The organism is Shinella yambaruensis, from assembly GCF_050859155.1.
Taxonomy (GTDB): Bacteria; Pseudomonadota; Alphaproteobacteria; order Rhizobiales; family Rhizobiaceae; genus Shinella; species Shinella yambaruensis.
This window is the reverse complement of record NZ_CP150638.1, coordinates 3,729,103-3,751,130: the sequence shown is the minus strand read 5'-3', so window position 1 is coordinate 3,751,130 and position 22,028 is coordinate 3,729,103. Positions and strand designations below refer to the sequence as shown.

Below are 22,028 nucleotides of genomic sequence, written 5' to 3'. Positions count from 1 at the left end.
CTCCCGTCAGCGAACCGGCGGGAGAATGGTGTTGCGCTCGCGGCAACGGGCAAGCGCCTCGTGCAGGATGCGTCGGGCACGGTAGGCGTTCAGGGGGACGGGCTGGTTGTGTCGGTGGACCCAGTCCAGCCGCCTGTCGATGTCCTTGATGGCACGGGCAAGACGCTGGGCGGGTGTGGGGTCGTTGGTCAGACGGTGAAGGGTCTGCATGGGCATGAAAGGCACCTCGAATCGGCTCCGTCATGGAGCGGGCTCACGTTTACCCAGCCATTCGCAGGGGCCTACCTACTTTTGATTGTATGCACCATTCGACTCCGCGAAAGGTAAACAATCGGCTACCCGCCGTGCCGGAATAGGTCATCGGCCGACGGGCCGGGGTGACGGCCAGGCCGGTTGAATCCGGTCTCCCCACCAAGCCGTCCCGACGTCGAAGCGAGCCGCGCCAAAAGGCAACGCCTCCCGGGATATGGGAGGTGTAGGCTTTTGGCGCGCCGTTCTGGCGGTTGCATGCGGAATGGCGAACCGGGCTGGCGTGCACGGTCGAAGCCCGTGCAGGTCGGATGACTGAAAGCTCAGATCCGTGCGGCGGTGCCCGGCCCGTCACCCATCCGGCAGCCGCTTTGCGGGTCGAAGAGGTGGAGGCGCGCGGCGTCGGGAAGGATATGGACGGTTTCGCCGGGCCGGATGTGCAGGCGGTCGCGACCGAGATAGGTGAGCTTCTGCCCGGCCATGTCGAGCAGCAGCAGGGTTTCAGACCCGGTCTGCTCGACGACCACGACGGTCGCGGCCGTGCCCGCGGGATCGAGCGTCAGGTGCTCCGGTCGGATGCCGAGCACGGTCCGGGCGGTGTCGGCGATCGTCCCCGTCGCGACCGACAGGCCGCAGCCGGCGATGAACTGCCCCCTCTCGACGCGACCCTCGATGAAATTCATCGCCGGCGAGCCGATGAAACCGGCGACGAACATGTTGGCGGGATGGTCGTAGAGATCGAGCGGAGAGCCCACCTGCTCCACCACGCCGGCCCGCATGACGACGATCTTGTCCGCCATGGTCATCGCCTCGACCTGGTCATGGGTGACATAGACCGTCGTGGTGCCGAGGCGCTGGTGCAGCGCCTTGATTTCCGCGCGCATCTGCACGCGCAGCTTGGCGTCGAGGTTGGACAGCGGCTCGTCGAACAGGAAGACGCGCGGATCGCGTACGATGGCACGGCCCATCGCCACACGCTGGCGTTGCCCGCCCGAAAGCTGGCGCGGCAGGCGGTCGAGCAGGGCGGAGAGGTCGAGGATTTCGGCGGCGGCCGCAACGCGCCTGTCGATCTCCTCCTTCGGCTTGCCGGCGAGCTTCAGCGAGAAGCCCATGTTCCTGGCGACGGTCATGTGCGGATAGAGCGCGTAGTTCTGGAAGACCATCGCGACGTCGCGCTGTTTCGGCGGGATGTCGTTGACGACGCGCGCGCCGATGCGGATCTCGCCGCCGGAAATGCCTTCCAGCCCGGCGATCATGCGCAGGAGGGTGGACTTGCCGCAGCCGGACGGGCCGACCAGCGCGACGAATTCGCCGTCCCTGACCTCGACGTCGACGCCGCGCAGCACCTCGACGCTTCCATAGGACTTGCGGGCCTCCCGGATCTGGACCTCAGCCATGGTCGCCTCCCGAGGCCGTGCCGAAGGCAAGGCGCGAGAAGGCTTCCGGCGGCGCACCGTTCGCCCGCATCAGCCGGGTCATCAGGTCGGCAAGGCGCCGTTCCTCGCCGGGGTCGGCGAGCGGCCTTTCCTGGCCGGGATCGCTTGCAAGATCGTAGAGCCGCGTTTCGGATTCGAGCAGCGCGCCGGGGCCGTAGTTGTTGTACATCGGCGAACGCTCGATCACCGGCACCTTCAGCAACGTTGCGCCCTTGGTGAAATCGAGCGGCGGCGAGAGTTCGGCCGAGGCAAGTTCCTCCGGGGTGAACGGCGAGAAGATATGCGTCGGCATCAGCGTGTACTGGTAAAGTTCCTGCTGCGACAGGTCCTCCGGGAAGCGGTGATAGGTATAGCGGCCGTCGGCGACGTTCACCGCCCCGCCGAAATAGCCGAACAAGGCCCCCTCGCGCGGCGACGGGCCGGCGGCCGCGGCGCAGAGCGAAACGCCCTCGTTCTCGGCCGGCGGCGTGGCGCCGAAGAGGTCGAGGAAGGTCGCGGCAAGGTCGATCGACTGGGTGAGGGCGTCCGAGCGGCTTCCGGCGCGCGCCGCATGGCGCGGGTCATGCAGGAAGAGCGGGATATGCGCCACTTCCTCATAGAGGTTCATGCGGTTCTTCGCCCAGAAATCGTGCTCGCCGAGCAGGAAACCGTGATCGGTGGTGACGACGAGGGCGGTGTCCTTCCACAGGTCATGCCGGTCGAAATAGTCGAGGAGCTCGCCGAGCAGGTGGTCGCACATCGCCACCACGGCATAGTAGTTGGCGCGCAGCTCCTCGCATTCCTCGGGCAGCTCGTCGACGCGGCCGTAGCGCGGCCAGTCGCGGATCGGGCCTTCCCAGCCCGTGTCGAACTTAGCCTTGAAGCGCTCCGGCGCCGTGAAGGGCTCGTGCGGGTCGAAGGTCTCGATCTGCAGCAGCCAGTTGTCGGCCTCGCGGTTGCGATCGAGGAAGTCGAAGCCCTCGGCGAAGCATCGCACGGAGGGGAAGTCCTTCTCTTCCTTGATGAATTCGCGGTTGATGATGTTCTGGCCGAAATAGGAGCGGCGCTGGTCGCTGAACTGGCGGGCATGGTATTTCTCGCGCAGGCGCTCCCAGTGCGGCTGCACCATGGCCTTCCAGCGGTCGCCCTCCTGGCCGCGCACGAATTCGTAGGAATCGTAGCGGTTGTGATAGGTCGCCCCGCCGTCCTCCCAATAGTGGAAGTGGTCGGTCACCAGGTGGCTGTAGGTGCCGCGCTCCCGGTGCAGGATCTCCGGGAAGGCATTGTCGAAGGGCTCCAGCGGTCCCCAGCTCCGGTGCAGGAAGGTGAGGCGGCCGGTCAGCATGTCGCGCCGTGCCGGCATGCAGGGCAGGCTGCCGACATAGTGCTTGTCGAAGGTCACGCTGCGGGCGGCGAGCCGGTCGAAGTTCGGCGTCGGGATGCGCGTTCCGCCGTAGGGCCCGAGCAGGTGCCGGTTGAGGGAATCGAAAAGAACAAAAACCGCCTTCATGCTATTTCACCGCTCCTTGCGTGAGCCCCTTGACGATGTAGCGCTGCGCGACGAGCAGCACGAGGATGGCCGGGACCATTGCCAGCGCGGCGCTGGCGGCCATCTGGGTGTACTGGATCTCGAAATCCTGGGCGAATTTGGCGATGGCGACGGGCACGGTGGCCGTCTGCTTCATCGTCAGCGTCAGGGCGACGGCAAATTCGTTCCAGGAGAAGATGAAGGTGAGGATCGAGGTCGCGGCAAGACCCGGCGTGATCAGCGGCAGGATGACATGCCACAGGATATGCGGCGTATCCGCCCCGTCCATGATCGCGGCCTCCTCCAGCTCCTTCGGTACGTCGCGCACGAAGACCGCCATCAGCCAGATCGCCATCGGCAGGTTGAGCGTCGCATGGGCGAGGATCAGGCCGGTGAAGGTGTTTTCCAGCCCCACCGCCCGCGCCATGGTGAACCAGGCGCTCGCCAGCGCCACCGGCGGGATCATGTGGAAGATCATCGTCCAGGCGAGGAAGAGATGCACGGTCCAGGCGGGCCAGCGCATCCGGTTGAGCGAGAAGGCGGCGAGCGTCGCGATGACGACGCATAGCACGGTGCTGACGATGCCGACGATGATCGAGTTGCGGTAGTTGAGCAGGAAGTCGGAGGTCTTCGACCAGAGCACCTCGGCGAAGTTGCTGCCGATGGGCGTGAAGAGTACGTCGCCCATCAGAAGCGAGATCTGCGTGCGGAAGCCGGCGGCGACGGTCCAGATGACCGGCACGAGGACGAGCGCGGCGCCGGCCGCCAGTGTGATATGGACCGGAAGGACGGAACCCGTGCGCCGGCTCATGAGGCGGCTCCCGTGCGGCGGCGCGCCGAAAGCGCAAGGACGAGGAGCAGCGAGACGAGGAAGATGACGGTGACCGACATGGCCGAGCCGTAGCCCGCCTTGTCCTCGGTGAAGAAGCGTTGGTAGAGCGTGAAGCTGATCACCTCGGTCGAGGTGCCGGGGCCGCCGCTGGTGAGGAGATAGACCTCGTCGAAGACCTTGAAGGCCAGCACGAGGCGGAAGGCGAAAGTGACGATGATCGTCGGGATCATCAGCGGCAGCGTCACGTAGACGAGCTCCTGCCAGGCGCTGGCGCCGTCCATCCGGGCGGCCTCGAAGACATCCTGCGGCAGGGATTCGAGGCCTGCGAGGAACAGGAGGAAGCAGAACGGCGTCCAGTGCCAGATATCGACGGCGATGACGGAGAGGAGGGCGGTTTCGGGACTGCCCAGCCAGTCGTGCGGCAGGATGCCGACGAGGCCGAGGGCCTTGTTGACGAGGCCGAAGTCGAAATTGAGCATCAGCTTCCAGATGGCGCCGATGACGATGCCGGGAATGAGGATCGGCAGGATGAAGATCGCCCGGTAGAGCACGCGGCCGCGCACGATCTTGGTGCAGAGCAGCGCCATGGCGAAGCCGAGGACCATCTGGCCGGCGACGGCGCCGAAGGCGAAGATGAGCGTGTTGGAAATACCGGCGCCGAAAAGGCTGTCGGAAAACAGCGCTTGGTAATGGGTGAAGCCTACCCAGGTGCGCACCTGCTGCCCGTCCGCCCAGGTGATGTTCTGGAAGCTGGTGAGAAACAGGTTGGCGATGGGCAGGACGCTGAGGGCGAGCATCATGGCGAGGGCCGGACCGAAGGTCAGCCAGCGCCAGAGACGCTGGCCGCGGTCTTCGGAGACCTTTGCTGGTCGCCGCGGGGACGATAGGGTCTGTGCTTGCGCGGCGGCCATGGTCCGGTCCTTACTTCAGCGGATCGAGCTTGCCGGTCTTGTAGGAATGGCCGGCCATGATCTTCTCGATCTCGTCGGACATGCCGTTCAGCGCGTCGACGGTCGTGATCTCGCCGGCGACTGCCCGGTTGAGCCCGAGCTCCAGCACCGAGATAACCTCGCTCGCCTCCGGGAACTGGTAGATGTTCACCGCATGCGGCAAGGCCTCGGCAAGCGGCTTCATCCAGCGGTAGCGGCGCTCGTCGGCGATCGGTTCCTTGTAGACCGCCGCGTTGACGGGGATGCCGCCGGCCTTGGCCGTTTCGAGCTGCGCGGCCTTCGTCTGGAACCAGCGCAGGAACTCCACGGCGGCCCGCTTGCGGTCGTCGGGCACGTTCCTGGAAATGCCGGCCAGCCAGTGGCCGAGGCCGGGCGAGGTGGTCAAGCCCTCCACGGAGGGCGTCGGCGCCCATTCGACCTTGTCGACGATGGCCGATTTGTTCGGATCGTCCATCTGCGACCAGGCAGCGATGACCATCATGATATGCGCCGTATGGCCGGTGACCATCGCCTGGATGACCTCGGCCTGGTCGGAGGCCGCCGTCTTCGGATGGCCGGCTTCCTTGGCGAGGCGCACATAGTAGTCGAGTGCTTCGCGGCCCTGGTCGGAGTTCAGCGTGACGGAGTAGTCGCCCGTCGACTGGTCCTTGAAGATGCCGCCGCCGAAGCCGTAGAGATAGGGATAGAAGTCGTAGGCGACGGTGTGCGGCCCGCGCGCGCCGCGCTGCACGATGCCGTACATGCCCGGCGGGTTGTGGAACTTCTTGGCGTTGGCTTCGAGTTCCGCGAAGGTCTTCGGTGCCGAAAGGCCCGCCTCCTGGTAGAGGTCGCCGCGATAGTAGAGCATCGGGATCAGCGGCGAGACCGGCATCGACATCAGCTTGCCGGCCTTTGTCATCGTCTTGTTGGCGGCATCGTAGTAGATCGTGTCGCCGAGCGTGTAGATCTCCGGGTCGAGCTGGAAGCCGGGGTCGATGTCGGTGATGGCCTCGACGAAGCCGCCGCCATACATTTCCGCGAACCAGCCGGAGTTCATGATCAGGATGTCGTACTGGCCCGCGCTCGCTCGCACGGAGTTGCGCTGCTTCTCGAGCGAGCCGGCGAAGGGGTTGACGTCGAGTTCCACCTTGTTGCCGGTCTCGGCCTCGTAGGCCTCCACCGTCCTGCGGAAGCTTTCGAACCAGGGTGACTGGTTGATCACGATGGTGATCGGTGCGACGCTGGCGGCGTAAAGCGGCCGGAATGCGCCGGGAACGAGGCTGGCGGTGGCCGCCATGCCCATGCCCTTGAGGACGTTGCGTCTTGGAATGCGGGTCGTAAAGGTCATCGATGAGTCTCCCATTGCCTCATGATTGTTCACTGCTTGGTCTCGGCATCCAAGAAAACGGGTGCTCGCCGCGGCTTTGACGCCGCATTCGCTTTGCCCCCGTTCTCCTATTCGCAGAAAATCGGGCTTGCCCAGTTCCACTGGCCATTGGCCTGGCGCATGCGGGCATAGATCCAGTCGCCCTTGCGCAGCGGCTCGATGGCGAGCCGGCCGCGCCACTGCCATTGATGCGGGCGCGGCAGCGGATGCAGGCGGAAGGCGGGGCTGTCGATCGGGCCGAGATTGCCCGACAGCGCGCCCTCCAGCAGCCGTTCGGCGCTCGCCTCGAAGGTCTGGCCGTCGAGCACCAGCCGGATATTCGCATCCGGCGTGATGCGGATGCGGGCGGCGATCGCCTGCATGGCGGCGGTGGTGTTGTTGGGGTTGGCGATGGAGCGGATCGTGAAGTCGATGCGGTTGCCGCAAAGGCGGATGTCGTTCTCGTCCTTCGCGTCGCCGCCGCCCTCCAGCGGCGAGACCACTTCGGAACCGCGCAGGCGCGGCTCGACGGAGAGGATGTCGCCGCCGGAAAGCGCCAGCGAGCCCTGCCAGTCGTGGGATTTTCCGCGCGCGCCCCAGCCGAGCTCCAGCACGAGCAGCGTTTCCATGCTGCCGTCGGCGGTGTCGATAGGGCTTCTTTGCAGGTCCGGTGTCACCCGGCCGACCACGTCGCCGTTGCGGATGAGGTCGATATAGTCGATGGCACCGCCCGCGACCGCTTCAAGCTCCAGCATGTCATGTCCGCCGGCGGCCACGCTGCCGCCCTGCATGGTATCGCCGATCGCGAAGAAAAGATGGCTCGCATCTCCGGTCAGCGCATTGGTGCGGCGCCGGTGGATGCCGTCCCAGAGCGCTGCGCGGGAATTCTCCGGCGCATAGACGGCCGAGCGGCCGTGGCCATAGGAGCCGGGATAGCCGCTGTGATGGTCGGTATTGCCGAGAAAGCCGAAGCGGATGCCGCGGTTGAGGCCGTGGCGGGCGGTGGACCGGCCGTCGCTCGGGCCCATGGAATGCAGGAACGGCCGGTCCATGACCGACGTCTCGGAACAGCCATGCATGGAGACGATCTCCATCACCGGCGAGAGGTCTTCCACGACCGTATCCCAGTTCACCCCCCGCGCGCCGAGGCGGTAGCCGATATGGTGCGGGAAGGCGAAGACGCCGTCGCCATAGGCGGCGCGCAGCCTGGCATGCAGGTCCGCCGGCGTATCGGCCTTGATCACCTCCTGGCGGGCGATGTCGCGATAGACGATCGTATAGTCGCCATGGGCGAAGGAATGGATCTCATAGCCCGGGAAGACGGTGAAGACGCCCGGCTCGTCCGCCGCCGCCAGCGTATCGAAATGGGCGTCCCACAGCTTTTCGAGCCTGGCGAAGCCCTTGACGTGGAAATCGACGATATGGGCGACGCGCGGGTCGTCGACCGGCATGTCCGGCCAATAGGCATGCCCGGTGACGGAGACGAAATCCAGCTGGCGCCGCGCCCGGCGCAGCGCCTGTTCGAGGCTGCCATGGCCATAGGAAATGTCGCAGTGGTTGTGAATGTCGCCGTAATAGGGCCGGACGCCAAAGCGTGCGGCAAGGGGCTGTAGCCGTTCCGGCAGACGCTCACCCAACATACTGCACCCCTCCCACTGCGAATGGCCGGGAAGCGCCATGCCCCGGGCGAACTCGCCTGATACAATATGTATTGTACCGTAGCAGATGCATCCCTCGATGCAAGCGTGTTTTTTGGGAAGAGGTGCGTGCCGTCGTCCGGCCGGCGCATGTCCTTCAGCGGGACGGCGCGCCGGTGCTGTCGCGGAACTCGGCGAGGCAATCGAGATAGACGATCTGCGGCGCCTCGCGCGGCGCCGCGATGCGCTTGTGGATGACCTCGATCAGGCTCCTGGCAGCGGCCAGATACGAGCTGCCGGCCATGCTCATGAAGCCGAAATGCTCGGTCGGAACGTCGTGGTGGCCGAGCACGACGAGGCTGAGGTCCCGCGGGCAGGCAATGCCCATTTCGGTGAGGCACTGCCGGATGCCGAGGCTATCGGAAATGCCGAGCGTCGCCATCGCCGTGAAGGGAAGCCGTCCGTGCCGGTCGACCAATGCGCCGAGCGCCGTCTTCAGGGCGTCGCCGACCCGCTGGGTGGGATGCAGCACGCCGCCGAGCGCGATGCTTTCGGTGTGCTCCCAGCCTGCCTTGTGGCGGCGGCCGAGCCGGTCGAAGGCGCGCCGGACGGAGAGGATCGGCTGGGCCATCGAATCCAGCGAAACCAGCGCGATCGAGCGGTGTCCCAGCTCCGAAAGATGCTCCAGCGCGAGATCCAGCGCCTCTTCCCAGTCGGTGCCGACCCGGTCGATATCGACGCCCGCGACGGAATTGCCGTCGACGACCAGGGCGCGCGTCTTGCCCTGGAGGAGATGGAGCAGCCGGATCGGGATGTTCTCGTAATGGGATTGCAGGATCGCCGCGTCGAAATCCGGGACGGATGTCAGGATGTCCAAGAGGTGGCCGGTATTGTGATAGGAGATCTGCACCACCTTGCTGCCCGTGCGCGACAGGTGCCCGACGATGTGGTTCTGCACCAGCATGCAGCGTTCGTTGAGGCTGGCATTCGACAGGATCAGCAGGCTGTCGAGGTGCCTTGCGGTGTCCGTCCCACCGTTTACGACGGCATCGCCGTCCTTGACGACATAGGTCCCGCGGCCGACCTGCGAAGTGAGGAGCCCTTCCTCGCGCAGGCGCGTCAGCGCCTCCTGCACGGTCGCCTGGCTGACCTGGTGGCTGCGCATCAGCTCGCGCACCGTCGGCAGCCGCGCGCCGTCGTCGAGCCGGGCAATCTGGTCCCGCAGGGATGTAAGGACCGCATGGGAGGAGGCTGCGCGCAAAGGTCTGCCCCGATCGTCGATTCGTGTCTGCTTCTTGTTGCTTCTAACCGGATACATTTTGAATCCCGCCCCGGCAATCCCGCCTCGTCGGCCGATTGGCCGGGGAGATGGGCCCCATGTTCGCGCCTGATTGTATTATAGCGAATACAAATTGCACTTTACAATTTGATTTTCACGTATACGCTTGATCCCGGAATGGCAAAAGCCATCCACCGCAGCGATCGGAAGGGGAGTCCGTCGTGTCGCAGAGCCCTGTCATGGAACGACGCAGCCCGGATGCCGGCGTGGAAGGCCGCAGGCCTGCCGAAACGGCCTTCATCCGCATCGACGGTGCGCGCAAGGTGTTCACGCAGCGCAGCGGCGGTGCCGTGCCGGTGCTCGACAATGTCGATCTCGCCATTGCGGAGAATGAATTCGTCTCGTTCATCGGCCGCAGCGGCTGCGGCAAGACGACCCTTCTCAACATGATCGCCGGGCTGGAGGACGTCTCGGCCGGCCGGATCGTTATTGCCGGCAAGGTCGTCACCGGGCCGGGGCAGGGGCAGGGCGTCGTCTTCCAGCAGCATGCGCTGTTTCCCTGGCTGACGGCGGTGGACAACGTCGCCTTCGGCTTCCGCAAGTCGGGCCTTGCCAAGGCCGAGCGCCGCCGGCGCGCCCTGGATCTCCTGGCGCTCGTCGGCCTGGAAGCTGCGGCGGGGCGCTATCCGCGCGAAATGTCCGGCGGCATGCAGCAGCGCGTCTCCATTGCCCGCGCGCTGGCGCTCGATCCGCAGATCCTCCTGATGGACGAACCCTTCGGTGCGCTCGACGAATTGACGCGCATCGAATTGCAGCAGGAGCTGCTGCGCATCTGGGAGGCGCGCCGCAAGACGATCGTCTTCGTCACCCATTCGATCAGCGAGGCCCTGATGCTGTCGGACCGGATCGTGCTCTTGGCGCCTGATCCCGGCCGCATCAAGCGCATCTTCCCGGTCGACCTGCCGCGCCCGCGCCTGCGCACCGATCCGGGCTTCAATGCGCTCTACCAAGCCATCTGGAACGAGCTTTCGACATGACGCGCAGGTTCCTCCAGGCCCTGCCGCCGCTCGCCGCCTTCACGGTGCTTCTCCTCCTCTGGGAGGCGGAGGTGCGCTACGGCTTTCTCAAGCCCTACCAGTTCCCGCCGGTCAGCCGCATCGCGCGCGGCTTCGTCGAACTGTCGACGACGGGTTTTCCGACGGGCGTGTCGATCTGGTCGCATGCGCTGACCACCATCCTGCGTGTCCTCCAAGGCTATGGTGCGGCGCTGGCGCTGGCGATCCCGCTCGGCCTCGTCATCGGCGCGCTGCCGGTGGTGGACAAGCTGACCGCGCCGCTCATCGTCTTCTGCCGCTCGGTCGCCACGCTCAGCCTCCTGCCGCTCGTCATCGTCTGGTTCGGCGCGGGTGAGCTGACCAAGGTCTTCCTCATCGGCTACGGCTGCTTCTGGGTCATGCTGTCCAATGTGATCGCCGGCGTGCGCTATGTCGATCCGACGCTCGTCAGGGCCGCGCGCACCTTCGGCCTGAAGGGGCTGGAGCTCTATCGCAGCGTCGTGCTGCCGGCCGCCCTGCCGCGCATCTTCGCCGGCGCGCGCATGGCGCTCGGCGTCGGCTTCATGGTCATCGTCGGCGCCGAGATGATCGGCACCATCGAGGGGCTGGGCGCGCTCATCATGGAGGCGCGCACCTTCTACCGCAGCGAGATCACCATCATCGGCATGCTGGTCATCGGCCTCATCGGCTTCACCATCTCCGCCGGTCTGATGGCGCTGGAGCGCGCCATGCTGCCCTGGGCGGGCAATCTCGACCGGGTGCGCCGATGAAGCCGCTTTCCCGCCTTTCCGCCGCCAGCGACCTCACCCTCGGCCTCATCGGCGCAATCCTCGCCGTCGCCGCCTGGGAAATCAGCGCCCGCACCGGGCTGGTCGATCCGGCGATCTTCCCGAGCCCGTCGCTCGCCATCCGCGCGGCGGCCGAGCGCCTGACGGCCGAGACCGTCGCGGACAACCTGTTCTGGAGCCTGCTGCGCGTCTTTTCCGGCTTCCTGCTGGGGGCGCTCGCGGGCGCGGCGGTCGGCATCGCGGCGGGCTGGTATCGCGGCTTCGGGGCGCTGGCGCGGCCGCTGATCGAGCTTCTGCGGCCGATCCCGCCACTCGCCTGGATCCCGCTTGCGATCATCTGGTTCGGCCTCGGCGAGCCGTCGAAATTCTTCATCATCTTCCTCGGCGCCTTCTTTCCCGTCGTCACGGCGGCCTATCAGGGCATGCGCAGCATCGATCCGATGCTGCTGAAGGCGGCGCAGACCTTCGGGCTCAGCGGCGTGCCGCTGCTCCTGCGCGTCGCCGTGCCGGCCGCCGCGCCCGATCTTGCGACGGGCGTGCGCATCGGCTGGGGGCTGAGCTTCGGCGTGCTGGTCGCCGCCGAGCTGATCGCGGCCGACAGGGGGCTCGGCTACATGATCATCAACGAGCGCAACACCGGCGGTTCCGTCGGCGTCATCGTCGTCGGCATCCTGCTCATCGGCGCGCTCAACCTCATCACCGACGCGGCCATCGGCGCCGCGATCAAACGCTGGATCGGGCGCTGGCACGGCGCCTGAGAGATAACAAGAGGGAGAACCACATGCGCATCGTCCTGAAATCCCTGATATCCGCCGCCATGGCCGGCATGCTGCTTGCGGCCGGCCCGTCCGCCGCCGCCGAGGTGGAGACCGACACGCTGTCCATCAGTATCGGCCCGGACCTGCCGTTCCTTGTCCATATCGTCGCCAAGGAGAAGGGCTGGTTCGACGAGGCCGGCTTCAAGAACGTCGAGTTCAAGACCTTCGCCTCCGGCAATCTCGCCGGCGAGGCGCTGCTCGCTGACGAGATCCAGCTCTGGACGCCCGGCAACCTGCCGCCGGTCTCGATGGCGCATAACGGCGTGCCCGTGGTGATCCTCGGCACGAATGCCGTCAGCCACGGGCTGGAGAAGATCGTGGTGCGCCAGGATGCCGGTGTCGAGACCCCGGAAGACCTCACCAAGGTGAAGCTCGGCCTCTTGGTCTCCTCCACCTCCGGCGCGCTGCTCGCCAATGTCGCGAAACACTACGGCCTCGACGCCACGAAGCTCCAGACGGTGAACCTTGCACCGCCGGAGGCGATGGCCGCCATGGCCAACAACGAGATCCAGGGCATCGTCTTCTGGGAGCCCTTCCCCTATCGCGCGGTGCAGGAGCAGGGCGCCAAGATCGTGCATACAGGCACGAAGAGCTTCTTCGCCAAGAACAATGGCGAGGACGTCGCCGTCTCCAACAACCGCACGGTCTGGGTCGCCTCGCAGGACTGGGTGCGCGCCCATCCCGTCGCGACGGAGGCGCTGGTGAATGTGCTCGCCAAGGCGCAGGCCTACGTGGCCGATCCCGCCAACAAGGACGAGGTCCTGAAGATCTTCTCCGACTTCCAGAAGCAGCCGGTGGAGATGAATGCCGCGCTCCTCGGCGATTACACGTTCACGCCGGATGTCGACCAGTCCTATGTCGAGGACATGGCGGCGATCGTCGATTACCTCAAGGCGACGAACCGCATTCCGGGCGAGGCGAAGGACGTGCTCACCTATACCTATACCGCCCCGCTGAAGGCGGTGAATGCCGCGGCCGTGTCGGTTGAGGGCCAGTGGGCGCCCTGAAAAAACCGGGCGCCTGCCGCAGCGGGCGCCCCCTTGCCATCAAAGCGGATTGATCACCATGTCCCGTTCGGCTGCCGACCGGATCGCCGTCGCCGTCATCGGCGCCGGCTTCATCGCCGATTACCACATCAACGGCCTTCGCGCCGCCGGCGGGGCGGATGTCGCCGCGCTGGTCGGCCGGCGGGCGGAGGCGACGCGGGCGCGGGCCGCGGCGCTCGGCATCGGCCGGGCCGAGACCGACTATCGCCGCGTGCTCGACGACAGCGCCATCGACGCCGTGGTCATCGCAACGCCCGACGATACGCATGAGCGCATCGCCATCGACGCGCTGGAGGCGGGAAAGTCCGTTTTGCTGCAAAAGCCAATGGCGTTGGACAGCGCCCAGTGCCGCGCCATCCTCGCCGCGGATGAACGGGCGGGGCGGCGCCTCACCGTCAGTTTCATGCACCGCTATTTCCCGGAGGTGCGCTGGCTGCGCAATCAGATCGCGGCCGGCGCGCTCGGGGCGATCCATTCGGTGCGCCTTCGCAACGCGACGCCCGGGGCGGACTGGAACGACTGGTTCTTCAAGCCCGGCAACGTTTCGGGCGGCGTCATCATGCAGCTCGGCGTGCACGGCATCGATCTCGTGCAGCACCTCCTCGGCCCGATTGAAACCGTCGCCGCCGACATGACGACGGCCAAGCCGGAGCGCCGCCTTGCCGATGGGCGAACGGTGCGGACGGAGCTGGAGGACAATGTGCTCGCCACCTACCGGCTGGCCGGCGGCGCGCGGGTAAGCCACGAGATGAGCTATACCGAGCTTGCCGGATGCGACCGGTTCCGCCTGGAACTTTATGCGGAGCGCGGCACGGTCTGGCTGCGCACGGAGCGCGGCGCGGCGGCCATCCACGCGCCGTCCGTCACTGGCGCGGCGGGCTGGGTGACGCCCGACCTGCCGGAGGAGCCGCTCGGCGCGGCCCATCATCGTCACTGGCTGTCCGTCGTGCGCGGCGAAGCGCCGGCCGACGATACGGCCGCTGCCGGGCTGCGCTCGGTCGAGGTGGCCGAAACGCTTTATGCAGCAGCGCGGGCCGGCACGCGGATGCCGGTCGGCGGGCAAGGGGAGAAGGCCGGATGCGCCTGAAGATCGCGATACTCGGCGTCGAACACTACCACGCCAATTTCTGGACCCGTGCCTTTCTGGAGCGGCCCGAGGTGCAGGTCGTCGGCGTCTGGGATGCGTCCGGGGCCGTGGCGGCGAATTTTGCCGCCCGCCATGGCGTCGATGTGGCGCCCGACCTCTCGGGCCTCATCCGCAAGAGCCACGCGGTCGCCATCTGCTCGGCGACGAGCGATCATCTGGCGCTGGTGGAGGCGGCCGCCGCCGCTGGCCGGCCGGTGCTCTGCGAAAAGCCGCTCGGTATCGACCGCGCCCAGTGCGATGCCATCGCCGATGTGGTGGCGCGCACCGGCATCCGCTTCATGCAGAGCTTCCCGAAGCGTTTCGACCCCGCCAACCACGAGATCGTGCGTCTCCTGAAGGAAAAGGCGCTCGGCCGCGTGACGCTGTGCCGCGTGCGGCACGGCCACAGCCATGGCCTGACGGAAGACTTCCGCTCCGCCTGGTTCGTCGATCCGGCGCGCTCGGGCGGCGGCACGCTGCTCGACGAGGGCGTGCACGCCGCCGATTTCCTGCGCTGGATGTTCGGCGAGCCGGAAACCGCCTATGCCACGCTCTCCTCCACGCTCGGCCTGCCGGTGGAGGACACCGCGGTCGCCACCTTCCGCTACGCGGACGGTATGATCGCCGAGGTGACGACGAGCTGGTGCTTTGCTGGCGCGGACACGTCGATCGAGATCTACGGGACGGAGGGTTCGATCCTGCTTTCCGGCGTGGACATTGCCTCGCGCCCGGCGCGCGAGGCGGATTTTTTGCGCGTCTTCCGGCGCGGCGAGGAGGGGGGATGGTCCGCGCTGCCGGTCGTGCCCGCGTTCAAGACGGGGGTGTTTCACGAACATGTCGCCTGGGCCTTCGTCGATGCGCTGAAGAAGGGCGGCCCGATGCCGGTTACCCTGGAGGACGGCCAAAGGGCGTTCGCGATGATCGATGCAGCCTATCGGGCCGCCGCCGCCGGTGCCGCCCAGCCGATTGCGCGATAGGTGGATTTCCATGCTTGCACTGGCCTGCGACATCGGCGGAACCAATACCCGCCTCGGCCTTGTCCGCGACGGTATCCTGCTCTCCGGGAGCACGGGCAGCTATTCCAATGACGATTTCGAGGATTTCTATGCCGTGGCCGCGACGTTCCTGCACGAGCGCGGCACGCAGCGCGTCGACAGCGTCTGCATCGCCCTTGCGGCCGTGGCGACGGCCGAAGGCGCCACGCTGACGAACCGGGACTGGACCATCGCCCGCGACCGCGTGGCGACGGCCTCCGGTGCGGGCAGGGTCGATTTCATCAACGATTTCGAGGCGCTCGGCTATGCGATGGGGCAGGTAGAAAAGCTCAAGACGCGGTGCCTGACGCCGGGCAGGGCGCATGGCCGGCCGGGGCCGCGGCTGGTGCTCGGCGCGGGCACGGGCTTCAACGCCTCGGCCTGGTGTCCCTCCCGCTTCGGCGGGGCGCCCCATGTCATGGCGGCGGAATGCGGGCACATGACGCTGCCGCTCGCCGGCGAGACGGAATTCTCGTTGCAGGGTGCGCTTTCGGCGGGGCGCGGACGGGCGTCGGTGGAACGCGCCCTGTCGGGCCGCGGCCTCTTCGAGATCTATCAATGGCAATGCGCCGAGGCCGGCCGGGCGCCCAGCGTTGCGACGGCTGCGGACGTGTCGCGCCTTGCGGTCACGCGGGCGGACAGGGATTGCGAGCAGGCCGGGCACATGTTCATGCGCCTGCTCGGGCGGGTGTGCGGCGATCTGGCGCTCGCCTATCTGCCCTTTTCCGGCGTCTATCTTTCCGGCGGTGTCTCGCGCGCCTTTGCGCGTTCCCTCTCCAAGGACCCCACGTTCCTCGACGCCTTCCGCGCCAAGGGCCGCCAGGCGGATTTCATGGAAAGCTTTCCCGTCCACCTGCTTCTCGACGATCGCACGGCGCTTCAGGGATGCGCGGAATGGTTGCGCCTCTCGGCAGCTTGATGCCGGCGATGCCAGGTCGCGTCCGTTAGCAAAGGCTTTCATATTGCTCGGCAATCGTCGTTCCGGCCGCTCCCGCCGGAGTGGCGCCGCTGTTTTCTGCTGTATGGCCCCGAAGGGGGATTGTCTTTGCCGTCGATATCGTGATTGAATTTTAGGAATGGCATTCGGTGCACGCGTGTGCATCGGATACCGAAGGAAAATCGTGCAAAACGGGGAACTGGAATGAACAGGGAAACCATCACCGTACGCGTTCGTCCGCTGCTGGTCGGCGCGGCCTTCTCTTTGTTGCTTGCAGCCGGCGGCATGGCGCCGGCCTTTGCCGAGACGCCGGCCGACACGCTGGTGCAGGCCTGGGCGATCGACGACACGATCACGCTCGACCCGGCCGAATCCTTCGAGCTGAGCCCGGCCGAATTCCTCGGCAACGGCTACGACATGCTGGTGCGTCTCGATATCGACGACACGACCAAGGTCAAGGGCGGCATCGCCGAGAGCTGGGAAGTGTCCGAGGACGGCCTGACCTATACGTTCAAGCTGAAGCCGGGCATCAAGTTCGCTTCCGGCAACCCCGTCACCGCCGAGGACGTCGCCTGGTCCTTCGAGCGCGTCGTCAAGCTCGACAAGAGCCCGGCCTTCATCCTCACCCAGTTCGGCCTTAACGGCGACAATGTCACCGAAAAGGCCAAGGCCGTGGACGAGGGTACGTTCGTCTTCACCGTCGACAAGGCCTATGCGCCGAGCTTCGTGCTCAACTGCCTTACCGCGACCGTGGGCGCCGTGCTCGACAAGAAGCTCGTCATGGAGCACGCCGAAGCCAGGACGCCGAGCGACGAATACAAGTACGACACGGATTTCGGCTATGGGTGGATGAAGACCAACTATGCCGGCTCCGGCCCGTTCAAGATCCGCGACTGGCGCGCCAACGAAATCCTCGTGATGGAGCGCAACGACAACTATTACGGCGAGAAGCCGGCGCTCACCCGCGTCATTTACCGCCATGTCAAGGAAAGCGCGACGCAGCGCCTGATGCTCGAGGCCGGCGACATCGACGTCGCGCGCAATCTCGAGCCGGGTGATTTCGAGGCGGTTGCCAAGAACGCCGATCTCGCCACCACCAGCGCGGCGAAGGGCACGGTCTATTACATCAGCCTCAACCAGAAGAACGAGAACCTTGCCAAGCCGGAAGTGCGCGAGGCGCTCAAATATCTCGTCGACTACGACGCGATCGGCGCCACGCTGATCAAGGGCATCGGCGAGATCCGCCAGACCTACCAGGCCAAGGGCGTGCTCGGCGCGCTCGATGCGAGCCCCTATACGTTCGACGTCGCCAAGGCGAAGGAGCTGCTGGAAAAGGCGGGCCTGAAGGACGGCTTCTCCGTCACCTTCGACGTGCGCAACACGCAGCCCGTGACCGGGATTGCCGAATCCTTCCAGCAGACCGCCGGCCAGGCCGGCGTCAAGGTCGAGATCATTCCCGGCGATGGTAAGCAGACGCTGACCAAGTACCGCGCCCGCAACCACGATATGTATATCGGACAGTGGGGCATGGACTACTGGGATCCGAACTCGAACGCGGAAGCCTTCACCTCGAACCCCGACAATGGCGACGAGGCCTCGGTCAAGACCCTGGCCTGGCGCAATGCCTGGGACATCCCCGAGCTGACGGGAGAGGTGAAAGCGGCGCTTCTGGAGCGTGACAACGACAAGCGCGCCGAGATGTACAAGAAGCTGCAGCAGCAGGCGCTGGACACGAGCCCTTTCGTCATGATCTTCCAGCAGACCGAAGTGGCGGGCATGCGCGGCAACGTCAAGAACTACAAGCTCGGACCGAACTTCGATACGAACTTCCTTGCGCCCGTGACCAAGGACTAAGTCTGAAGGACCGGTCCCTTGAGCACTGCTGAAAGACGGATGCCGGCAAGGCGCGCCAACAGGCGCGCCTTCGCGACCCTCAAAGCGATCGCCGGCTTCGTCGTGGTCGTCGCCACCACCTATCTCGGTCTTCTCGCCGTGACCTTCTTCATCGGTCGCGTCGTGCCGATCGATCCGGTTCTGGCGATCGTCGGCGACCGCGCGCCGTCCCATGTCGTCGAGCGCGTGCGGCAGGAAATGGGCTTCAACCTGCCCTATTACCAGCAGTTCTTCCTCTATGTGAAAGGCGTGCTGCAGGGCGATTTCGGCACATCGGTGCTCACCACCAATCCGGTGATGACCGATATCCGCCGCGTCTTTCCGGCGACCATGGAGCTTGCCACCGTCGGCACTGTCATCGGCGCCGCCTTCGGCATCCCGCTCGGGGTGCTCGCGGCCGTCCGGCGCGGCAGCCTTGCCGACCAGATCGTGCGCATCGTCGGCCTCGTCGGCTATTCGGTGCCGATCTTCTGGCTCGGCCTCCTCGCCCTTCTGGTGTTCTATGCCCGCCTCGGCTGGACGTCCGGTCCCGGCCGCATCGACGTGGTGTTCGAATATACCTTCACGCCGATCACCGGCTTTTTCCTGCTCGACGCGATCCTCAATCGCGACTGGGCGGCCTTCCGCGACATCGTCTCGCACATCGTGCTGCCGGGCTCGCTGCTCGGCTATTTCTCGCTCGCCTATATCAGCCGTATGACGCGGTCCTTCATGCTGAACGAGCTCGGCCAGGAATATATCGTCGCGGCGCGCGCCAAGGGCCTGTCGGAAACCCGCATCATCTGGGGCCATGCGCTGCGCAATGCGGCCGTGCCGCTCGTCACGGTGATCGCGCTCTCCTATGCCGGCCTGCTGGAAGGTTCGGTGTTGACGGAGACCGTCTTCGCCTGGCCGGGCCTTGGCCTCTACATCACCAATTCGCTGCAGAATGCCGACATGAACGCGGTTCTCGGCGGCACCATCGTCATCGGTTCCGTCTTCATCGCCATCAACCTGTTATCCGACGTGCTTTACCGCATGCTCGACCCGCGGACGAGGACACGATGAGCGAAACCGCCATGACCCGCCGCGAATGGCTTCTGACCGACCGGCCGCAATCGCGCCTGCAGGCCCGGCTCGGCCGCGCCTATGTCACCTGGCGGCGGTTTGCCGCCAACCGGCTCGCCGTCATCGGCATGCTGATCATCCTCGGGCTGATCGTGCTCGCGATCTTCGCGCCGCTGCTGGCGCCGTACTCGCCCTATGTCGGCGATCTCGCCAAATCCCGCCTGCTGCCGCCGGATGCTGCCCATTGGCTCGGCACGGACGACCAGGGCCGCGACATCCTCTCGCGTCTCATCTACGGCTCGCGCCTGACGCTCCAGGTCGTGGTGCTGGTCGCCATCATCGCCGCGCCGCTCGGCCTTTTGGTCGGCACGGTCGCCGGTTATGCCGGCGGCTGGGTGGATGCGGTGCTGATGCGCATCACCGACATCTTCCTCGCCTTCCCGAAGCTCGTGCTGGCGCTCGCCTTCGTCGCGGCGCTCGGGCCCGGCATCGGCAATGCCATCATCGCCATCGCCATCACCTCCTGGCCGCCCTATGCGCGCATTGCCCGCGCCGAGACGCTGACGGTGCGCAATTCCGACTATATCTCGGCCGTGCGGCTGATGGGCGCCTCGCCCTGGCGCATCGTGCTGCGCCATATCATGCCGCTCTGTATCTCCTCGCTCATCGTGCGCGTGACGCTCGACATGGCGGGCATCATCCTGACAGCGGCCGGCCTTGGCTTCCTCGGCCTCGGCGCGCAGCCGCCACTGCCGGAATGGGGCGCGATGATCGCCTCCGGCCGCCGCTTCATCCTCGACCAGTGGTGGGTGGCCGCCATGCCGGGTTTCGCCATCCTCGTCGTCAGCCTCGGCTTCAACCTTCTGGGCGATGGCCTGCGCGATGCGCTGGATCCGCGCGGGAGCAGCCAATGAGCGCACTTCTCGACGTCAGGGACCTGCGCGTCTCCTTCCCCACCCGCACCGGCATGGTGGAGGCGGTGCGCGGCGTTTCCTTCACGCTCGGCCGCGAGCGGCTGGGCATCGTCGGCGAAAGCGGCTCGGGCAAGTCGCAGACCGGCCGCGCCATCATGGGCCTGACGCCGGAGCATGGCCGCATCTCGGCGGAAAAGCTGGAGTTCAACGGCATCGACCTCACCGGGGCGTCGAAGGCCGAGCGGCGCGCCTTGCGCGGCAAGCGCATCGCCATGATCCTGCAGGATCCGAAATATTCGCTCAACCCGGTCATGAGCATCGGCCGCCAGATCATCGAGACGCTGCGCACGCACGAGCCGGTCGGCAGGGCGGAGGCGCGCAGGCGGGCGCTCGACATGCTGGCCGCCGTGCAGATCCGCGACCCGGAGCGCGTCTTCGACCTCTATCCGCACGAGGTCTCGGGCGGCATGGGCCAGCGCGCCATGATCGCCATGATGCTGGTGGCCGGCCCGGAACTGTTGATCGCCGACGAGCCGACCTCGGCGCTCGACGTGACCGTGCAGCTCGACGTGCTCGGCATCCTCCATCGGCTGGTGGCCGACCGCGGCATGGGGCTGATCTTCATCTCGCACGACCTCAGGCTCGTGTCGTCCTTCTGCGACCGGGTCATCGTCATGTATGCCGGGCGCATCGTCGAGGAACTGCCGGCCTCCCGGCTTTCCGAGGCCGAGCATCCCTATACGCGGGGCCTGCTCAACTGCATGCCGAAGATCGGGGTCGACCGGCATCCCCTGCCCGTCCTCGACCGCAAGCCGGAGTGGGCGCTATGACGGCGGCTCTCGCCATCGACGGCCTCAGCGTCGTCTTCGACGATTTCGTCGCGCTCCAGGATATCAGCCTCACGGTGGCGCCCGGCGAATCCTTCGGGCTCGTCGGGGAATCCGGTTCCGGCAAGTCGACGCTGCTGCGGGCGGTCGCCGGGCTCGCCCCGGTTTCCGCCGGCACGATTGTCGTTGACGGCAAGATGCTCGGCGACAAGCGCGACAAGGCCTTCTATCGGCAGGTGCAGATGGTGTTCCAGGATCCCTATGGATCGCTGCACCCGCGCCAGACGGTCGACCGGCTGCTGCTGGAACCGCTCGCCATTCACGGCTTCGACGATTCGGAAAGCCGCATCGTGCGGGCGCTGGATGAGGTGGGGCTCGGCGCGAGCTTCCGCTTCCGCTATTCGCACCAGCTCTCCGGCGGCCAGCGCCAGCGCGTGGCGATCGCCCGGGCGCTGATCCTCGAACCCTCCATCCTGCTGCTCGACGAGCCGACCTCCGCGCTCGATGCCTCGGTGCAGGCCGAGGTGCTGAACCTGCTCGAACAGGTGCGCGCGGCGCGCAAGCTCACCTTCGTCATGGTCAGCCATGACCTTGCCGTCGTCACCCATATGTGCGACCGGCTGATGGTGATGCAGCACGGGCAGGCGGTGGAACAGCTCGCCTCCACGGACCTTGCGGCACACCGGGTGACGCAGGACTATACGCGCAGCCTGCTCACCGCCAGCGAAGGCTTCCGCCGCAACGGCTGACCGGGCTCAGCGCCCGCCTTCCTTGATGGATTCCATGGCGACGGAGGTCGAGGTGCTGGCGACGTTCGGCAGGCTGGAGATCTTCTCGCCCAGAACCTCCCGGTAGCGGCGGATATCGGCGGTGCGGATCTTGATCAGGTAGTCGAAGCGGCCGGCGATCATGTGGCACTCTTCGACCTCCTTGATCTTGCGCACCGCGCTGTTGAAAGCGTTGAGCGCCGCTTCCTTGGTGTCCGAAAGCTTCACCTCGGCGAAGGCGACATGGTCGAGCCCGAGCTTCTTCGGGTTGAGCACGGCGCGGAAGCCGTCGATATAGCCGTCGCTGATCAGGCGCTGCAGGCGCAGCGTGCAGGGCGTCTTCGAAAGCCCGACGATTTCGGACATTTCGGTGATGGAAATCCGAGCATTTTCAACGAGAAGATCAAGGATCTTGCGGTCGATAGCGTCGATTTCGCCAGGAAACAGCTTTGCCTTGGACATTTGTCTCACCTAAAGCGCCAATATATGGAGATAGCTCCTGTCTATACGCATATAATGGTGAGAAAGTCGCACGGCAATC

Annotated in this window: 21 protein-coding genes; 12 read left to right on the top strand and 9 right to left on the bottom strand. The window is 66.2% G+C overall.

The window, feature by feature from the left end; translation table 11 throughout:
• Window positions 1-6 precede the first annotated feature (6 nt).
• The 8 genes from WMC41_RS18330 to WMC41_RS18295 all read right to left on the bottom strand — a co-directional run bounded on the left by WMC41_RS18330 (window position 7) and on the right by WMC41_RS18295 (window position 9,217).
• Window positions 7-216: a hypothetical protein gene (locus WMC41_RS18330; protein ID WP_244769768.1), complete on the bottom strand. Its 210-nt coding sequence runs from the start codon at window positions 214-216 to the stop codon at window positions 7-9.
• 356 nt (window positions 217-572) lie between these two features.
• Window positions 573-1,646 (bottom strand): ABC transporter ATP-binding protein, encoded by a 1,074-nt coding sequence (locus tag WMC41_RS18325; protein WP_432345475.1) that lies wholly within the window; start codon window positions 1,644-1,646, stop codon window positions 573-575.
• A complete protein-coding gene (locus WMC41_RS18320) occupies window positions 1,639-3,174 on the bottom strand; it encodes a sulfatase (RefSeq protein WP_432345473.1) in 1,536 nt (511 codons plus the stop codon). Before WMC41_RS18320 ends, WMC41_RS18325 begins: the two co-directional genes overlap by 8 nt.
• Window position 3,175: 1 nt before the next feature.
• Entirely contained in the window at window positions 3,176-4,003 is an 828-nt protein-coding gene (locus WMC41_RS18315; RefSeq protein WP_432345471.1) for a carbohydrate ABC transporter permease, read from the bottom strand.
• A complete protein-coding gene (locus WMC41_RS18310) occupies window positions 4,000-4,935 on the bottom strand; it encodes a carbohydrate ABC transporter permease (RefSeq protein ID WP_432345469.1) in 936 nt (311 codons plus the stop codon). Before WMC41_RS18310 ends, WMC41_RS18315 begins: the two co-directional genes overlap by 4 nt.
• A 10-nt stretch (window positions 4,936-4,945) precedes the next feature.
• Window positions 4,946-6,301: an extracellular solute-binding protein gene (locus WMC41_RS18305; protein WP_432345466.1), complete on the bottom strand. Its 1,356-nt coding sequence runs from the start codon at window positions 6,299-6,301 to the stop codon at window positions 4,946-4,948.
• Window positions 6,302-6,408: 107 nt separating this feature from the next.
• Window positions 6,409-7,959: a hypothetical protein gene (locus WMC41_RS18300; RefSeq protein ID WP_432345463.1), complete on the bottom strand. Its 1,551-nt coding sequence runs from the start codon at window positions 7,957-7,959 to the stop codon at window positions 6,409-6,411.
• Between the two features lie 154 nt (window positions 7,960-8,113).
• A complete protein-coding gene (locus WMC41_RS18295; protein WP_432345460.1) occupies window positions 8,114-9,217 on the bottom strand; it encodes a GntR family transcriptional regulator in 1,104 nt (367 codons plus the stop codon).
• 257 nt (window positions 9,218-9,474) lie between these two features.
• Between WMC41_RS18295 and WMC41_RS18290 the strand changes: the two genes are divergently transcribed.
• The 12 genes from WMC41_RS18290 to WMC41_RS18235 all read left to right on the top strand — a co-directional run bounded on the left by WMC41_RS18290 (window position 9,475) and on the right by WMC41_RS18235 (window position 21,469).
• Complete coding sequence (locus WMC41_RS18290) at window positions 9,475-10,272, top strand: ABC transporter ATP-binding protein (RefSeq protein ID WP_288079606.1); 798 nt, start codon at window positions 9,475-9,477, stop codon at window positions 10,270-10,272.
• On the top strand, window positions 10,269-11,060 hold the full coding sequence (locus WMC41_RS18285) for an ABC transporter permease (RefSeq protein WP_432345457.1): 792 nt from the start codon (window positions 10,269-10,271) through the stop codon (window positions 11,058-11,060). The genes WMC41_RS18290 and WMC41_RS18285 overlap by 4 nt, the downstream gene beginning before the upstream one ends.
• Entirely contained in the window at window positions 11,057-11,836 is a 780-nt protein-coding gene (locus WMC41_RS18280) for an ABC transporter permease (RefSeq protein ID WP_432345454.1), read from the top strand. The genes WMC41_RS18285 and WMC41_RS18280 overlap by 4 nt, the downstream gene beginning before the upstream one ends.
• A 23-nt stretch (window positions 11,837-11,859) precedes the next feature.
• Window positions 11,860-12,903, top strand: a complete 1,044-nt coding sequence (locus WMC41_RS18275) for an ABC transporter substrate-binding protein (RefSeq protein ID WP_432345451.1) — start codon at window positions 11,860-11,862, stop codon at window positions 12,901-12,903.
• 58 nt (window positions 12,904-12,961) lie between these two features.
• The gene (locus WMC41_RS18270) at window positions 12,962-14,029 is read left to right on the top strand and encodes a Gfo/Idh/MocA family protein (protein WP_432345448.1); all 1,068 of its coding nucleotides are present in this window, start codon (window positions 12,962-12,964) and stop codon (window positions 14,027-14,029) included.
• Complete coding sequence (locus tag WMC41_RS18265) at window positions 14,020-15,045, top strand: Gfo/Idh/MocA family protein (RefSeq protein ID WP_432345446.1); 1,026 nt, start codon at window positions 14,020-14,022, stop codon at window positions 15,043-15,045. Before WMC41_RS18270 ends, WMC41_RS18265 begins: the two co-directional genes overlap by 10 nt.
• Window positions 15,046-15,055: 10 nt before the next feature.
• Window positions 15,056-16,021 carry a glucokinase gene (locus WMC41_RS18260; protein ID WP_432345444.1) on the top strand — a complete coding sequence of 322 codons (966 nt, stop codon included), beginning with the start codon at window positions 15,056-15,058 and terminating at the stop codon, window positions 16,019-16,021.
• Between the two features lie 222 nt (window positions 16,022-16,243).
• A complete protein-coding gene (locus WMC41_RS18255; protein ID WP_432345442.1) occupies window positions 16,244-17,893 on the top strand; it encodes an ABC transporter substrate-binding protein in 1,650 nt (549 codons plus the stop codon).
• A gap of 39 nt (window positions 17,894-17,932) precedes the next feature.
• Window positions 17,933-18,979 (top strand): ABC transporter permease, encoded by a 1,047-nt coding sequence (locus WMC41_RS18250; RefSeq protein WP_272807525.1) that lies wholly within the window; start codon window positions 17,933-17,935, stop codon window positions 18,977-18,979.
• A complete protein-coding gene (gene nikC, locus WMC41_RS18245) occupies window positions 18,976-19,893 on the top strand; it encodes a nickel transporter permease (protein WP_244769785.1) in 918 nt (305 codons plus the stop codon). Before WMC41_RS18250 ends, nikC begins: the two co-directional genes overlap by 4 nt.
• Window positions 19,890-20,723 (top strand): ABC transporter ATP-binding protein, encoded by an 834-nt coding sequence (locus WMC41_RS18240; RefSeq protein ID WP_432345438.1) that lies wholly within the window; start codon window positions 19,890-19,892, stop codon window positions 20,721-20,723. The genes nikC and WMC41_RS18240 overlap by 4 nt, the downstream gene beginning before the upstream one ends.
• Window positions 20,720-21,469 (top strand): ABC transporter ATP-binding protein, encoded by a 750-nt coding sequence (locus WMC41_RS18235; protein WP_432345435.1) that lies wholly within the window; start codon window positions 20,720-20,722, stop codon window positions 21,467-21,469. Before WMC41_RS18240 ends, WMC41_RS18235 begins: the two co-directional genes overlap by 4 nt.
• A gap of 6 nt (window positions 21,470-21,475) precedes the next feature.
• On the opposite strand, the gene WMC41_RS18230 is transcribed toward WMC41_RS18235, so the two are convergent.
• Window positions 21,476-21,949: an Lrp/AsnC family transcriptional regulator gene (locus tag WMC41_RS18230; RefSeq protein WP_432345432.1), complete on the bottom strand. Its 474-nt coding sequence runs from the start codon at window positions 21,947-21,949 to the stop codon at window positions 21,476-21,478.
• Between the last annotated feature and the right edge of the window lie 79 nt (window positions 21,950-22,028).